Origin of the sequence: Streptomyces sp. NPDC090741 (assembly GCF_044769045.1) — a bacterium.
Taxonomy (GTDB): Bacteria; Actinomycetota; Actinomycetes; order Streptomycetales; family Streptomycetaceae; genus Streptomyces.
The window spans coordinates 1066217-1082119 of record NZ_JBIVXF010000001.1; the positions used below are offsets into that span (position 1 = coordinate 1066217).

At 67.5% G+C, this 15903-nt stretch carries 11 protein-coding genes and 1 tRNA gene; 3 read left to right on the forward strand and 9 right to left on the reverse strand.

Going from position 1 to position 15903, the window contains the following annotated elements; genetic code table 11:
• The first annotated feature begins 11 nt into the window (after positions 1–11).
• Genes ACIQU4_RS05010 through ACIQU4_RS05020 form a run of 3 tightly spaced genes read left to right on the forward strand, consistent with a single transcriptional unit; the run spans position 12 to position 3236 of the window.
• Entirely contained in the window at positions 12–1403 is a 1392-nt protein-coding gene (locus ACIQU4_RS05010; RefSeq protein WP_403725790.1) for a hypothetical protein, read from the forward strand.
• Positions 1400–1939: a Pycsar system effector family protein gene (locus ACIQU4_RS05015; protein WP_403725793.1), complete on the forward strand. Its 540-nt coding sequence runs from the start codon at positions 1400–1402 to the stop codon at positions 1937–1939. Before ACIQU4_RS05010 ends, ACIQU4_RS05015 begins: the two co-directional genes overlap by 4 nt.
• 31 nt (positions 1940–1970) lie before the next feature.
• Positions 1971–3236, forward strand: coding sequence for a M48 family metalloprotease (locus tag ACIQU4_RS05020; protein ID WP_403725795.1), 1266 nt, complete (start codon positions 1971–1973; stop codon positions 3234–3236).
• Positions 3237–3312: 76 nt separating this feature from the next.
• Here ACIQU4_RS05020 and ACIQU4_RS05025 read toward each other — a convergent pair whose 3' ends face one another.
• The 9 genes from ACIQU4_RS05025 to ACIQU4_RS05065 form a co-directional block, all read right to left on the reverse strand.
• Entirely contained in the window at positions 3313–7212 is a 3900-nt protein-coding gene (locus ACIQU4_RS05025) for a DNA-directed RNA polymerase subunit beta' (protein WP_403725797.1), read from the reverse strand.
• A gap of 97 nt (positions 7213–7309) precedes the next feature.
• The gene (rpoB, locus tag ACIQU4_RS05030; protein WP_403725800.1) at positions 7310–10792 is read right to left on the reverse strand and encodes a DNA-directed RNA polymerase subunit beta; all 3483 of its coding nucleotides are present in this window, start codon (positions 10790–10792) and stop codon (positions 7310–7312) included.
• Between the two features lie 616 nt (positions 10793–11408).
• Complete coding sequence (rplL, locus tag ACIQU4_RS05035; RefSeq protein ID WP_403725803.1) at positions 11409–11789, reverse strand: 50S ribosomal protein L7/L12; 381 nt, start codon at positions 11787–11789, stop codon at positions 11409–11411.
• A gap of 110 nt (positions 11790–11899) precedes the next feature.
• Entirely contained in the window at positions 11900–12430 is a 531-nt protein-coding gene (gene rplJ, locus ACIQU4_RS05040; RefSeq protein ID WP_030008449.1) for a 50S ribosomal protein L10, read from the reverse strand.
• A gap of 415 nt (positions 12431–12845) precedes the next feature.
• Positions 12846–13574, reverse strand: coding sequence for a 50S ribosomal protein L1 (rplA, locus tag ACIQU4_RS05045; RefSeq protein WP_403725806.1), 729 nt, complete (start codon positions 13572–13574; stop codon positions 12846–12848).
• A gap of 89 nt (positions 13575–13663) precedes the next feature.
• Positions 13664–14098, reverse strand: coding sequence for a 50S ribosomal protein L11 (gene rplK, locus ACIQU4_RS05050; protein WP_008739735.1), 435 nt, complete (start codon positions 14096–14098; stop codon positions 13664–13666).
• Between the two features lie 168 nt (positions 14099–14266).
• On the reverse strand, positions 14267–15169 hold the full coding sequence (gene nusG, locus ACIQU4_RS05055; protein WP_403725808.1) for a transcription termination/antitermination protein NusG: 903 nt from the start codon (positions 15167–15169) through the stop codon (positions 14267–14269).
• A gap of 84 nt (positions 15170–15253) precedes the next feature.
• Positions 15254–15535 carry a preprotein translocase subunit SecE gene (gene secE, locus ACIQU4_RS05060; protein WP_054222545.1) on the reverse strand — a complete coding sequence of 94 codons (282 nt, stop codon included), beginning with the start codon at positions 15533–15535 and terminating at the stop codon, positions 15254–15256.
• Between the two features lie 105 nt (positions 15536–15640).
• Positions 15641–15713 (reverse strand) — tRNA-Trp (locus ACIQU4_RS05065).
• Positions 15714–15903 lie beyond the last annotated feature (190 nt).

A 15903-nucleotide genomic window follows, 5' to 3' on the forward strand; every position in this document is an offset into this window, starting at 1 on the left:
GAAGCCGCACGATGTCCGATCCCCGCCGCCACCCCGACTGGGAGCAGCCGGCCGACCGGCACACCCAGCTGATCGACCCGGTGATCACCGTCCAGCAGCTCGCGCGGTTCGAGGTGTTCCGCAAGCTGCAGACCCGCATCGACCACGCCCTGGTCTTCGCCACCGCCAAGGGCGGGTACGTCGCCTTCCTGCCGCCGCAGCGGCCGGGCTCCACCCGCGGCTACACGGCGGTCTACGAGGTGGACACCGGAGTCCACCACTTCCGGTCGGAGATCGAGCTCCCCAGCAACAACGACGCGTTCCAGTTCGTCGTGGTCGTGGAGATCAGCTGGCAGGTGACCGACCCCGCCCGGTTCGTGGAGAGCCGTCACCGCGACGTGCCCAGGCTGCTGCTCGGCGAGCTGGAGCAGGCCGCACGGCCGGTCGCCCGGCGCTTCTCCATCGCCCAGAGCGCCGACGCCGAGGGGGAACTGCTGCGCGCACTGCCCGCGGCCGGCCCGCTGGGCCGCACGTGCGGGCTCCAGACCACCTGGACCGTGCGGCTGCGGCGCGACCAGGGGAACATCGACCACCAGCTGCGCATGCAGGCCATCCACCACGGCACGGACGAGCAGATCCTCACCGAACAGCTCGGCATGCGCTACGACGCCCAGCTCGACCAGCGGGCCCGGCAGCAGGACGAGCTCACCACGGAGCGGGCACTGGCCTACGGCGACCGGCAGCACGAGCTGGTCCTGCGGCAGCAGCAGTGGGAGCACCGGCAGCGCCTGGAGCTGAGCCGCCAGCAGGCGGAGCTGCAGCGGGTCGAGGCCGAGAAGATCGCCTTCTACCAGTGGCACCTGGAGCAGGGCGGGGTGCACGCGTGGGCCCTCCACCTGGCCCAGCACCCCGAGGACTCGGCCCTCGTCATGCGGACCATGCGCGAGGACCAGCTCCAGATGATCCGGGACCAGATGAGCCTGGTCAGCCAGGTGCTCGGCGACGGCGGGGCCGAGCGGCACGAGTTGCAGGGACCCAAGCAGCTGGCGCTGCGGGCCATGAACGACATCCTGAACCAGCGCCTCCCCGGTGTCCCCCACGACCCGGCCCCGCCGTATCCGGACCGGCTCCCGGCCCCGCCTCCGCAGCCGCCCGCGGGCCCGCCCGGGGTGCCGGTGCAGGGTGTACCCGTACCGGGCTACGGGCCGGCCGTACCGCAGCCGCCCGTGCCGACCGCGCCGTACGGGCCGGCCCCGACCTTCGCCCAGTGGGAGCCGCCGCCCGGGTACGGGACCGCTCCCGTACAGCCGCCGGCCGCGCCCGGCCCCGCGGCCGAACCCGCGGCCGAACCTCCGGCCGAGCCCCCGGCCCAGCCGCAGCCGCAGCCGCCGGCCCCGGCCGGCGACGGGAAGCCGCAGCCGTGACGGCGACCCGGCACCGGCCCGCGCCGCCGGCCCCGGCCTCGCCCCCGGCCGGCGGCGAGGCCGCCACCCGGCTCCTCGCCGACCTGCGCGGCGAGATAGCCCGGGCCGACAGCAAGGCCTCCGTACTGGTCGGCGCCCTCGGGATGACCGCCGGAGTGATCAGCGCCCTGCTCGCCGGGAAGGGCTGGCGGCCGGGCACGCTCTCCGCACCCGGCACGGCCGTGTGGTGGGCGGGGGCCGCAGCCCTCGCCGTGGCCCTGCTCGCCCTGCTGCTGGCGGTGCTCCCCCGGTACCGCTCGGCCGAATGGCGGCCGGGCTCCCCGCTCTCGTACTTCGGCGACATCCGCTCGGCGGTCCGCCAGGGCCGCCTCGCCGAGGCCCTCGCCGACACCGACCGCGACCCCGCCGCCTCGCTCATGGCCGCGCTCGCGGAGAACAGCCGGATCGCCGCCCGCAAGCACCAGTGGATCAGGACCGGCCTGTTCGCCTTCTGCACCGCCGCGGTGCTGCTCCCTGCCGCCCTGCTCATCGGCTGACGTCCCCGCCACACACGACGAAGGATTCACCGTGAACCAGCCACCCGAACCCCAGTACCCGCAGGGCCCGCAGTACCCGCAGGGCCCGCAGTACCCGCAGGGCCCGCAGTACCCGCAGTACCCCCAGAGCCCGCCGCCTCCCCCCGCTCACCCGCAGCAGCAGCCCCAGGCACCTGCGTACCCGCCGCCCGCCCACCCCCAGTACCAACAGCCCCAGTACCCGCAGCCCCAGCAGCCCGCCTACCCCCAGTACCCGCAGCCCCAGCAGCCCGCGTACCCCCAGTACCAGCCCGCCCCCACGGCCCCGTTACCCGCCCCGGCCGCCCCGCTGGACGACCTGGAGTACCAGAACGCCCCCGGCACCCGCGTCCACCGCAAGGCCTACCAGCGCAGCGCGGACGCCACCGCCTTCGGACAGCTCGCCCTGCACGTCCCCGGGTTCCTGATGAGCCTGATGGTGGTCCTGCTCCTCGCCACCATCCTGGAGGCCGTGTCAGGCCTGCCCTACTGGGTGTCCACCCTGCTCTGGATCGCCTCCGGGGCCCTCGTCTTCCACCGCCCCAGCGAGGGCTTCTTCGCGCGCCACCTGCTGCGCCTGCAGCGCCCGCTCGCCCACGAGCTCGCCGCGCTCGCCCCGGTGTGGCGCGAGGTCACGGCCCGCGCCGGCGTCGACGGCGACCGCTACGAGCTGTGGATCGAGGACACCGACCACCTGAACGCCTACGCGGCCGCCGGCCACATCGTCGGCGTCACCCGGTACGCCCTGGAGAAACTGCCCAGGTCCCAGCTCGCCGCCGTACTCGCCCACGAGCTCGGCCACCACACCGGCGGCCACGCGTGGTCCGGGCTGCTGGGCTGGTGGTACGCCCTGCCCGGGCGGATCGCCTGGCAGGTCGTGCGGGCCGTGACCTTCTTCGTCATCCGGTTCACGAGCTTCTTCTCGTACGTGGCGGCCGGCCTCATGATCATCTTCGTCGGCCTGTTCACCATCCTGACGATCACCGCCACCTACGGGCTCCCGCTGCTGCTGCTCGTGATGCCCTACCTGATGGCGGCGGTGGGCCGGCGGGCCGAGCTGCGCGCCGACGAGCACGCCGCCGCCCTCGGCTTCGCACCGATGCTCGCCCAGATGCTGCACGGGGTGATGGTCCAGGAGGAGCAGGAGAAGCAGGCGGTCCTCGCCCGGACGGGGAAGCCGTTCACCGAGCCCGGCACCCTGTCCCGGCTGCTCTCCTCGCACCCCGACCACCGGACCCGGCTGCACCACCTCCAGCCGTACCTGCAGCCCACGCGCTGAAGCATCCGATCGGCAACGCGCCGCAGGGCGGCCACCCTCTCGGGTGACCGCCCTGCGGTTACGTACTCTGCGCGACTCAGCCGTTGTACGGGCCGTAGTCGTAGTCCTCCAGCGGGACAGCCTGGCCGGAGCCGGTGCCGAAGGGCGAGTAGTCGATGTCGTCGTAGCCGACGGCCGAGTACATCGCGGCCTTCGCTTCCTCGGTGGGCTCGACCCGGATGTTGCGGTAGCGGGCGAGGCCCGTACCGGCCGGGATGAGCTTACCGATGATGACGTTCTCCTTGAGGCCGATGAGGCTGTCGGACTTGGCGTTGATCGCCGCATCCGTCAGGACTCGGGTCGTCTCCTGGAAGGAGGCGGCCGACAGCCAGGATTCCGTCGCCAGCGAGGCCTTGGTGATACCCATCAGCTGCGGACGGCCGGAGGCGGGGTGACCGCCCTCGGTGACCACACGACGGTTCTCGGTCTCGAACTTCGAGCGCTCGACGAGCTCGCCCGGCAGGAGCTCCGCGTCGCCGGACTCGATGATCGTCACGCGGCGGAGCATCTGCCGGATGATGATCTCGATGTGCTTGTCGTGGATCGACACGCCCTGCGAGTTGTAGACCTTCTGGACTTCGCCGACCAGGTGGACCTGGACGGCACGCTGGCCGAGGATGCGCAGCACGTCGTGCGGGTTGGTGGCACCCGCGGTGAGCTTCTGGCCCACCTCGACGTGGTCGCCCTCGTGCACGATGACCTTGGCGCGCTTCGAGATCGGGAACGCCGTCTCGTCGCTGCCGTCGTCGGGCGTGATGACGATCTTCTTCGTCTTCTCGGTCTCCTCGATCCGCACGCGGCCGGCGGCCTCGGAGATCGGGGCGACACCCTTCGGGGTACGGGCCTCGAAGAGCTCGACGACACGCGGCAGACCCTGCGTGATGTCGTCACCGGCCACACCACCGGTGTGGAAGGTACGCATCGTCAGCTGGGTACCGGGCTCACCGATGGACTGGGCGGCGATGATGCCGACCGCCTCACCGATGTCGACCAGCTTGCCGGTGGCGAGGGAGCGTCCGTAGCAGAAGGCACAGGTGCCGACCGCGGACTCACAGGTCAGGACCGAGCGGGTCTTGACCTCCTCGACGCCGTTGGCGACCAGGGCGTCGATCAGGACGTCACCGAGGTCGACGTTGGCCGGCGCGATGACCTTGCCGTCGATGACGACGTCCTCGGCCAGCATGCGGGCGTAGACGGACGTCTCGACGTCGTCGGCCTTGCGCAGCACGCCGTCCTCGCCGCGAACGGCGATCTTCAGCTTCAGGCCGCGCTCGGTGCCGCAGTCCTCCTCGCGGATGATCACGTCCTGCGAGACGTCCACCAGACGACGGGTCAGGTAACCCGAGTCGGCGGTACGCAGGGCGGTGTCCGCCAGACCCTTACGGGCACCGTGCGTGGAGATGAAGTACTCCAGAACGGTGAGGCCCTCACGGAAGGACGCCTTGATCGGACGCGGGATGGTCTCGTTCTTCGCGTTCGACACCAGACCACGCATACCCGCGATCTGTCGCATCTGCATCATGTTTCCTCGGGCACCCGAGTCAACCATCATGAAGATGGGGTTCGTCTTGGGGAAGTTCGCGTTCATCGCCTCGGCAACCTCGTTGGTCGCCTTGGTCCAGATCGCGATGAGCTCCTGCGTGCGCTCGTCCTTGGTGATCAGACCGCGCTCGTACTGCTTCTGGACCTTCTCGTCCATCGCCTCGTAGCCCGCGACGATGGCCTTCTTGGCCTCGGGCACGACGACGTCGGAGATGGCCACGGTGACGCCCGAACGGGTCGCCCAGTGGAAGCCGGCCGCCTTCAGGTTGTCGAGCGTCGCCGCCACGATGACCTTGGGGTAGCGCTCCGCCAGGTCGTTGACGATCTCGGAGAGCTGCTTCTTGCCCACCGAGTAGTCGACGAACGGGTAGTCCTCGGGCAGCAGCTCGTTGAAGAGCGCGCGGCCCAGCGAGGTGCGCAGACGGAAGCTGTCGCCCTGCTGGAACTCCTGCTCGCCCTCCTCGGCGACCGGCGGCACCCAGCCACGCGGCGGGATGGTGCCCACCGGGAAGCGGATGTCGACGGACGACTGCAGCGCGAGCTCGCCGGCGTCGAACGCCATGATCGCCTCGGCCGTGGAGCCGAACGCGCGGCCCTCGCCCTTGGTGTCACGGAGCTCACCGTCGGTGGTCAGGAAGAACAGACCGAGGACCATGTCCTGGGTCGGCATCGTGACCGGACGGCCGTCGGCCGGCTTGAGGATGTTGTTCGAGGACAGCATCAGGATGCGGGCCTCGGCCTGCGCCTCCGCGGAGAGCGGCAGGTGCACGGCCATCTGGTCACCGTCGAAGTCCGCGTTGAACGCGGTGCAGACGAGCGGGTGGATCTGGATGGCCTTGCCTTCGACCAGCTGGGGCTCGAAGGCCTGGATGCCGAGGCGGTGCAGCGTGGGCGCACGGTTCAGCAGCACCGGGTGCTCGGCGATGACCTCTTCGAGCACGTCGTACACGACCGTACGGCCGCGCTCGACCATGCGCTTCGCCGACTTGATGTTCTGCGCGTGGTTCAGGTCGACCAGGCGCTTCATCACGAACGGCTTGAAGAGCTCCAGCGCCATGGCCTTGGGCAGACCACACTGGTGCAGCTTCAGCTGCGGACCGACGACGATCACGGAACGCGCGGAGTAGTCCACGCGCTTGCCGAGAAGGTTCTGACGGAATCGACCCTGCTTGCCCTTGAGCATGTCGCTCAGGGACTTCAGCGGACGGTTACCGGGACCGGTCACCGGACGACCACGACGACCGTTGTCGAAGAGGGCGTCCACGGCCTCCTGAAGCATGCGCTTCTCGTTGTTCACGATGATCTCGGGGGCACCGAGGTCGAGGAGACGCTTCAGACGGTTGTTGCGGTTGATCACGCGGCGGTACAGGTCGTTCAGGTCGGAGGTCGCGAAGCGGCCACCGTCCAGCTGCACCATCGGACGCAGGTCCGGCGGGATGACCGGCACGCAGTCGAGCACCATGCCCTTGGGCTTGTTGCTGGTCTGCAGGAACGCGGAGACGACCTTGAGGCGCTTGAGCGCACGGGTCTTCTTCTGGCCCTTGCCGGTACGGATGATCTCGCGGAGGCGCTCGGCCTCCTCGTCGAGGTCGAAGGACTCCAGGCGCTTCTGCAGCGCCGCGGCGCCCATGCAGCCGTCGAAGTACGTACCGAAGCGGTCGCGCAGCTCGCGGTAGAGCAGCTCGTCGCCCTCGAGGTCCTGGACCTTGAGGTTCTTGAAGCGGGCCCACACCTCGTCGAGGCGGTCGATCTCGCGCTGGGCGCGGTCACGCAGCTGCTTCATCTCGCGCTCGGCACCCTCGCGCACCTTGCGGCGCACGTCGGCCTTCGCACCCTCGGCCTCGAGCTCGCCCAGGTCGGTCTCGAGCTTCTTGGCACGGCCTTCGAGGTCCGCGTCACGGCGGTTCTCGATCTGCTGGCGCTCGACGGAGACGTGCGCCTCCAGCGACGGAAGGTCGCGGGTGCGGCGCTCGTCGTCCACGAACGTGATCATGTACGCGGCGAAGTAGATGACCTTCTCGAGGTCCTTCGGCGCGAGGTCCAGCAGGTAGCCGAGGCGCGACGGGACGCCCTTGAAGTACCAGATGTGGGTCACGGGAGCGGCAAGCTCGATGTGGCCCATCCGCTCACGGCGCACCTTGGCACGCGTGACCTCTACGCCACAGCGCTCACAGATGATGCCCTTGAAGCGGACACGCTTGTACTTGCCGCAGTAGCACTCCCAGTCCCGGGTAGGACCGAAGATCTTCTCGCAGAAGAGTCCGTCCTTCTCGGGCTTGAGCGTGCGGTAGTTGATGGTCTCCGGCTTCTTGACCTCGCCGTGGGACCAGGTTCGGATGTCGTCCGCGGTGGCAAGGCCGATCCGCAGCTCGTCGAAGAAGTTGACGTCGAGCACTGTGCGTCAATCCCTCTTTCGGGGTCGAGTCTCAATCATGGTCTGAACGGTCCCGGGGATGACGGGGGGCTCTTGAGCGAGCCCCCCGTCAGGCCCGTCAGACCTCTTCGACGCTGCTCGGCTCACGCCGGGACAGGTCGATACCGAGCTCCTCCGCCGCGCGGAAGACGTCCTCGTCGGTGTCGCGCATCTCGATGGACATGCCGTCCGAGGACAGCACCTCCACGTTGAGGCAGAGCGACTGCATTTCCTTGATGAGCACCTTGAAGGACTCGGGAATGCCCGGCTCGGGGATGTTCTCGCCCTTGACGATGGCCTCGTAGACCTTCACGCGGCCGGTGACGTCATCGGACTTGATGGTCAGCAGCTCCTGGAGGGCGTAAGCGGCGCCATAAGCCTCGAGCGCCCACACCTCCATCTCACCGAAGCGCTGGCCACCGAACTGTGCCTTACCACCCAGCGGCTGCTGCGTGATCATCGAGTACGGACCGGTCGAACGGGCGTGGAGCTTGTCGTCGACCAGGTGGTGGAGCTTGAGGATGTACATGTACCCGATGGAGACCGGGTCCGGGAACGGCTCGCCGGAGCGGCCGTCGAACAGGCGCGCCTTGCCGGACGGGAGGACCAGGCGGTCGCCGTCGCGGTTCGGGATGGTGTGCTCGAACAGGCCGGCGAGCTCGTCCTCGCGGGCACCGTCGAACACCGGGGTGGCGACGTTGGTACCGGGCTCGACACGGTCGGCGCCGATGGCCTTCAGACGCTCGGCCCAGTCCTCGGCGAGGCCGGAGACGTCCCAGCCGCGGCTGGCGAGCCAGCCGAGGTGGATCTCCAGGACCTGTCCCGGGTTCATTCGGGACGGGACACCCAGCGGGTTCAGGATGATGTCGACCGGCGTGCCGTCCTCAAGGAAGGGCATGTCCTCGATCGGAAGGATCTTGGAGATGACACCCTTGTTGCCGTGACGGCCGGCGAGCTTGTCACCATCGGTGATCTTGCGCTTCTGGGCGACGTAGACGCGGACCAGCTGGTTCACGCCCGGAGGAAGCTCGTCGCCCTCCTCGCGGTCGAAGACGCGGACACCGATGACCTTGCCGATCTCACCGTGAGGGACCTTGAGCGAGGTGTCACGCACCTCGCGGGCCTTCTCACCGAAGATCGCGCGGAGCAGGCGCTCCTCGGGGGTCAGCTCGGTCTCACCCTTGGGCGTGACCTTGCCGACGAGGATGTCGCCGGCGACGACGTCCGCACCGATGCGGATGATGCCGCGCTCGTCGAGGTCGGCGAGGACCTCCTCGGAGACGTTCGGGATGTCCCGGGTGATCTCCTCGGGGCCCAGCTTGGTGTCACGGGCGTCGACCTCGTGCTCCTCGATGTGGATCGAGGAGAGGACGTCGTCCTGTACGAGGCGCTGCGACAGGATGATCGCGTCCTCGTAGTTGTGGCCTTCCCACGGCATGAACGCGACGAGCAGGTTCTTGCCGAGGGCCATTTCGCCCTCTTCGGTGGCCGGGCCGTCGGCGAGGACCTGGGCCTCGACGATCCGGTCGCCCTCGTTGACGATGACCTTCTGGTTGACCGAGGTGCCCTGGTTCGAGCGGGAGAACTTGGCGACGCGGTACGTGGTGTACGTGCCGTCGTCGTTGGCGACGGTGATGTAGTCGGCCGAGACCTCCTGGACGACACCGTCCTTCTCCGCCTTGATCGAGTCGCCGGCGTCGACCGCACAGCGGTACTCCATGCCGGTGCCGACGAGCGGGGCCTCCGCCTTGATGAGCGGAACGGCCTGGCGCATCATGTTCGCGCCCATGAGGGCGCGGTTGGCGTCGTCGTGCTCCAGGAAGGGGATCATCGCGGTCGCGACGGACACCATCTGGCGCGGGGAGACGTCCATGTAGTCGACGTCGTCGCCGGCGATGTAGTCGATCTCGCCGCCACGACGGCGGACCAGTACGCGGTTCTCGGTGAAGCGCATCTCGTCGTTCAGGCCGGCGTTGGCCTGGGCGATCACGAAGCGGTCTTCCTCGTCCGCGGTCAGGTAGTCGACGTCGTCGGTGACGACGCCCTCGACGACCTTGCGGTACGGGGTCTCCACGAAGCCGAACGCGTTGACGCGGCCGTAGGAAGCGAGCGAGCCGATCAGACCGATGTTCGGGCCTTCAGGGGTCTCGATCGGGCACATGCGGCCGTAGTGCGACGGGTGCACGTCACGGACCTCGAAGCCGGCCCGCTCACGGGACAGACCACCGGGACCCAGAGCCGAGAGACGACGCTTGTGCGTCAGACCCGACAGCGGGTTGTTCTGGTCCATGAACTGCGACAGCTGGCTGGTGCCGAAGAACTCCTTGATGGAGGCGACGACCGGCCGGATGTTGATCAGCGTCTGCGGCGTGATCGCCTCGACGTCCTGCGTGGTCATGCGCTCGCGGACGACGCGCTCCATACGAGCCAGACCCGTGCGGACCTGGTTCTGGATGAGCTCGCCGACGTTGCGCAGACGACGGTTGCCGAAGTGGTCGATGTCGTCGGTCTCGACGACGATCGAACGGCCCGACTCACCGGTGGTCTCGGTCTCGCCCGCGTGAAGCTTCACGAGGTACTTGATCGTCGCGATGATGTCGTCGGTGGTGAGCACACCGGCGTCCAGCGGCTCGTCGGCGCCGAGCTTCTTGTTCACCTTGTAGCGGCCGACCTTGGCGAGGTCGTAGCGCTTCGGGTTGAAGTAGAGGTTCTCGAGCAGCGTCTGAGCGGCCTCGCGGGTCGGCGGCTCGCCGGGGCGCAGCTTGCGGTAGATGTCGAGCAGCGCGTCGTCCTGGCCCTGGGTGTGGTCCTTCTCCAGGGTGGCGCGCATGGACTCGTACTCGCCGAACTCCTCGAGGATCTGCTCGGTGGTCCAGCCGAGAGCCTTCAGGAGGACGGTGACGGACTGCTTGCGCTTGCGGTCGATGCGGACACCGACCATGTCGCGCTTGTCGATCTCCATCTCGAGCCAGGCACCCCGGGACGGGATGATCTTGGCGGCGAAGATGTCCTTGTCGGACGTCTTGTCGATGGAGGAGTCGAAGTAGACACCGGGGGAACGGACAAGCTGCGACACGACGACACGCTCGGTGCCGTTGATGACGAAGGTGCCCTTGTTGGTCATGAGCGGGAAATCGCCCATGAAGACCGTCTGAGACTTGATCTCACCGGTCTCGTTGTTCGTAAACTCGGCCGTGACGAACAGCGGCGCCGCGAACGTGAAGTCGCGGTCCTTGCACTCGTCGACGGAGTTCTTCGCCGGCTCGAAACGGTGGTCGCGGAAGGTCAGCGACATCGACCCGGAGAAGTCCTCGATCGGCGAGATCTCCTCGAAGATCTCTTCCAGACCGGACTTGGTGGGGACGTCCTGTCCACTCTCAAGCGCCGACTCGACGCGGGACTTCCAGGCGGCGTTGCCGAGCAGCCAGTCAAAGCTCTCGGTCTGCAGCGCCAGGAGGTTCGGAACCTCGAGGGGCTCCTTGATCTTTGCAAAGGAGATGCGCAGCGGGGCGGTGCTGGCACCGTTGTTCGTATTGGTCGAGGCGTTGCGCGAGGCGGCCAAGAGGGGGTCCTTCCGAGGGCTCGGACTCACTACGCGCGTACCGGTCCCAGCTGACACAGAAGACGGCCCGCCTGATTCGGTCGAAAAGACCTGGTCAGGGCGTATCGATCAAGTGTGCTCCAGCGTGGGCATGCCCCTGGCGACGGGCAGGGGGCAGCTAACAGGCAGCGCAAAGGGTCAGTGTAGCCACTTGGCTCACTGATGTCCAGACCAGGTTTCCGGAAACCGGCAACAGGCCTTCCCCATGTCGTTTAAACCAACCCTGCAACCCAGCAACCCTGCGTCCAACACGCGCCCCTCATGGGCTCTCGCACACAGAGCGCGTATCAGTACTGCCCTCTTCGTAGTCGATCCATGCCTCGGATCGTCGATCCGTGCCTCGGATCTCGGACCGAGCCGATCGATCCCACAACGGGACTGAGAATTGCGCGCCGCGTGCCGTTCGTCAAGGCCCCCTGCTCCGTGCGGATCAGCTCAGGACCCGGCTGCGGGGCAACGATGATCACCCTACTCCCCAACGAGACCAGGGCAAGTCAGGCACCGCGGGTACGCCAAAGGGCGACCACCCTTACGGGTGATCGCCCTTGGTTGAGGCCTCAGAGAGGCCTCAGAGGTGTTACTTGACCTCGACAGCCGCGCCGGCACCCTTGAGGGACTCGGCGGCCTTCTCAGCGGCCTCCTTGGTGACCTTCTCGAGGACCGGCTTCGGGGCGCCGTCCACGAGGTCCTTGGCCTCCTTGAGGCCCAGGGAGGTCAGCTCACGCACGACCTTGATGACCTGGATCTTCTTGTCGCCGGCACCGGTGAGGATGACGTCGAACTCGTCCTGCTCCTCGACGGCCTCAGCGGCGGCCGGGGCACCCGGGCCGGCAACGGCGACGGCCGCGGCGGCGGTGACGTCGAACTTGTCCTCGAACGCCTTAACGAACTCGGAGAGCTCGATGAGGGTCATCTCCTCGAACTGGGCGAGGAGGTCGTCCTGAGAGAGCTTCGCCATGATGGGCGATCCTTCCACTAATTCGGCAGGTGCCGGATGTATATAGAGGCGGGCGTAACGGCCCGCTACGACCCACGCACTAGGCGGCGTGGATCAATGCGCGAGCCGAATTACTCGGCACCGCCCTGCTCGGCGAGCTTGACGCGAAGCGCTTCCGCGGTGCGGACGAACTTCGACGGCAGCGCCTGGAAGAGCGAGGCAGCCTGAGACTGCTTGCCCTTGAACGCGCCGGCCAGCTTGCTGAGCAGAACCTCGCGGGACTCAAGGTCCGCAAGCTTCTTGATCTCATCGGCGGTGAGCGCCTTACCATCAAGGACACCCGCCTTGATGATGAGGTTCGGGTTGTCCTTGGCGAAGTCACGCAGGCTCTTCGCCGACTCCACCGGGTCACCGGTGATGAAGGCGACCGCGGTCGGACCAGCGAAGTGCTCGTCCAGCGCGGTGATCCCGGCCTGGTTGGCCGCAATCTTGGTCAGCGTGTTCTTCACCACGGCGTACTGGGCGTTCTCACCGAGAGAGCGACGCAGCGTCTTGAGCTGCGCGACGGTGAGACCCCGGTACTCGGTCAGCACGGCGGCGTTCGAGCTCTGGAACGCGTCCTTGAGCTCGGCTACCGATGCAGCCTTGTTGGGCGTCGGCATGGTGCGTTCGCCTCCTTCCGGGTGATGAGGACCGCTCAGAAGGGGCTGACATACGAAACGCCCCGGCGCAGGCGCCAGGGCGTAGCTCAACCGGAATAAAATTCCGGGAACGTTCCAAGGTCACCTGCGCAGGACGTCCGCAATTGGCGGATCCTTCGGCCGCCGCACCCTCACGGGCACGGCAACGACCAGCGGTCTTTGGCTTCTCCGGAAGAGTACGTGAACCGACCGAGCCAAGGCAAATCGCCTCGGAAGCACCCGAGAGCGCCCGGAAATCCCCGGCGCTCCCAGGCACTCAGGAGCCGCCGAGCTTCTTCATGTGGCCCGAACCACGGAAAACGGGCCCCTCGCCGCCCTGTGAAGGGGGCGAGGGGCCCGTTTCAGCCACTCAGGTGAGCCGGGGGCTCAGCGGAGCTCAGACAGCGGCCGGGTCTTCCTCGACGAGGAGGTTCCGGGTGCGGTTCGAGTCCAGCTGGATGCCGGGGCCCATCGTGGTGCTCAGGGCGGCCTTCCTGATGTAGCGGCCCTTCGCGGCGGACGGCTTCAGACGAAGGATCTCGTCCAGGGCCGCGCCGTAGTTCTCGACCAGCTGCTCATCGGAGAAGGAGACCTTGCCGATGATGAAGTGCAGGTTCGAGTGCTTGTCGACGCGGAACTCGATCTTGCCACCCTTGATCTCGGTGACAGCCTTGGCGACGTCCATCGTGACGGTGCCGGTCTTCGGGTTCGGCATCAGGCCACGGGGACCGAGCACGCGGCCGAGGCGGCCGACCTTGCCCATGAGGTCCGGGGTGGCGACAACGGCGTCGAACTCGTTGAGGCGGTTGCCCTTGGCGATCTCGTTGATCAGCTCGTCGTCGCCGACGATGTCGGCGCCGGCGGCTTCCGCGGCCGCAGCACGGTCACCGGTCGCGAAGACCAGGACCCGGGCGGTCTTGCCGGTGCCGTGCGGGAGGTTCACGGTGCCACGGACCATCTGGTCGGCCTTGCGCGGGTCTACACCCAGGCGGAAGGCGACCTCGACGGTGCTGTCGAACTTGGTCGCGGAGGTCTCCTTGGCGACACGGACGGCCTCGAGCGGGGCGTAGAGCTTCTCCCGGTCGATCTTGGCGTCCGCAGCGCGGAGAGTCTTGCTGCGCTTCACTTCTGCTCCTGTGTTTTGGCTTCAGGCATGGAGTCGTGGTGCGGACCAGCGCTTGGTCCTACCACTGGTGGTGCTGGAGGGAGGCTGGATCAGCCTTCGACCGTGACGCCCATCGAGCGCGCGGTGCCGGCGATGATCTTCATCGCGGCGTCGACGTCGTTGGCGTTGAGGTCGGGCATCTTCAGCTCGGCGATCTCGCGGACCTGGGCGCCGGTGAGCTTGGCGACCTTGGTCTTGTGCGGCTCGCCGGAGCCCTTCTCGATGCCCGCGGCCTTCAGGATCAGGCGCGCGGCCGGCGGAGTCTTGGTGATGAAGGTGAAGGAGCGGTCGTCGTAGACCGTGATCTCCACCGGCACGACCATGCCACGCTGCGACTCGGTCGCGGCGTTGTAGGCCTTGCAGAACTCCATGATGTTGACGCCGTGCTGACCGAGCGCGGGGCCGACCGGCGGAGCCGGGTTGGCCGCACCGGCCTTGATCTGGAGCTTGATAAGCCCCGTGACCTTCTTCTTCTTGGGAGGCATTGCTCTCTCCGGGTCCTAGTGAGAGTTTTTCGCCGCCAATCCGGTCATCCGGATGGAGGCATACCGCACCACGATAACGGGTATCGGAGCGGGGCTAAAAACCGAGCAGGTCAGACCGCCCTTCACGGGGCGATCTGACCTGTCCGGAAGCGTTGGCTCAGAAGATCGTCAGTTCTTCTGGATCTGGTCGAAGCTGAGCTCGACCGGGGTCTCGCGACCGAAGATCTCGACGAGGCCCTTGACCTTCTTCGAGTCGGGGTTGATCTCGTTGATGGTCGCCTGCAGCGTCGCGAACGGGCCGTCGGTGACGGTGACCGAGTCGCCGACCTCGAAGTCCAGGACCTCGATGGTGCGCTTGACCGCGGGGGCCGGCAGGCCGGCTTCCTCGGCGGCCTGCTTGGCGGCCTTCTCCTGCGCCTCCGGGGCGAGCATCTTGAGGATCTCGTCCAGCGTCAGCGGGTACGGGTCGTACGCGTTGCCGACGAAGCCGGTGACACCGGGGGTGTTGCGGACGACGCCCCAGGACTCGTTCGTCAGATCCATGCGGACGAGAACGTAACCGGGCAGCTTGTTCTGCCGGACGTTCTTGCGCTCGCCGTTCTTGATCTGGACGATCTCTTCCTCGGGCACCTCGGCCTGGTAGATGAACTCCTCGACGTTCAGCGAGACGGCGCGCTGCTCCAGGTTGGCCTTCACGCGCTTCTCGTAGCCCGCGTAGGTGTGGATCACGTACCACTCGCCGGGCAGGAGGCGCAGTTCCTCGCGCAGGGCCTGGACGGGGTCGACGGGCTCGGCTTCGGCGGCCTCCTCGGCCTCCTCCGCGTCCTCGTCGGCCTCGGCGGTGACGGCATCCTCGTCGGCGTCCTCGCCGGCCTCTGCGTCTGCGTCGTCCGCGACTTCGTCAGCCTCGTCCTCGACGTGGAGCGCGGCCTCTTCGGCGGCGACTCCGGCCTCGGCGTCGGCCAGCTCGACCTCGTCGGGGTCCACAGCGTCTGCCGCCTCGACGATGTCGAGCGCGTCCTCGACGGACTCGACGGAGTCGGGGCTCGCGTTCAGGTTCGGGTCAGACACGGTGGCTGCTTCTTCCTGGATACAAAAGGTGGTCGAACATGCGAAAACGGGCGGCACCCATCAAGGCGCCGCCCTCCGCGGGGATCAGCCGAAGACGAACTTGATGGCTTCCTGAAGCCCATAGTCAATCACGGTCACCAGACCGATCATGATGACGACGAAGACAATCACCACGGTGGTGTACGTCGTGAGCTGGTTGCGCGTCGGCCAGACGACCTTGCGGAGTTCCGCGATGATCTGGCGGTAGAACAGCGCGAGCCGACCCAGAGGACCCTTCTTCCCGCGCTTGCCGCCCTTGCGGGCCTTCTTCTCGCGGGTGTCATCCTCGGCGTCAGGCATGTCGATGGAGCCCAGGGCGTCCGTCACGTCTCTCACCTGAATCCGGGTCGTGGCCGTAGCCGCGCCCGGTTGCGCCGCACGGCGTTGCATCGAAGTACGTACCTGCGCACACGTCCGAGAAGGAGTGTGGAGCAGGGCCGGAGGGACTCGAACCCCCAACCGCTGGTTTTGGAGACCAGTGCTCTACCAATTGAGCTACGACCCTTTGTTGCGTCCCCCAACCTACCGCATCCAGACGGGTGCACGGAGTGCTCACGCTCTGGAGTGATCGGCAGGGGCCAACGACAGGTGAGTGTACGTGGTCCTGGACCTGACGTCGAACAGAGCACATTCGCGACTGGTCCGTCCGATGACTGAAACGGCGTGCGGGGCCTCTGAGGCGTCTGGGACGATTG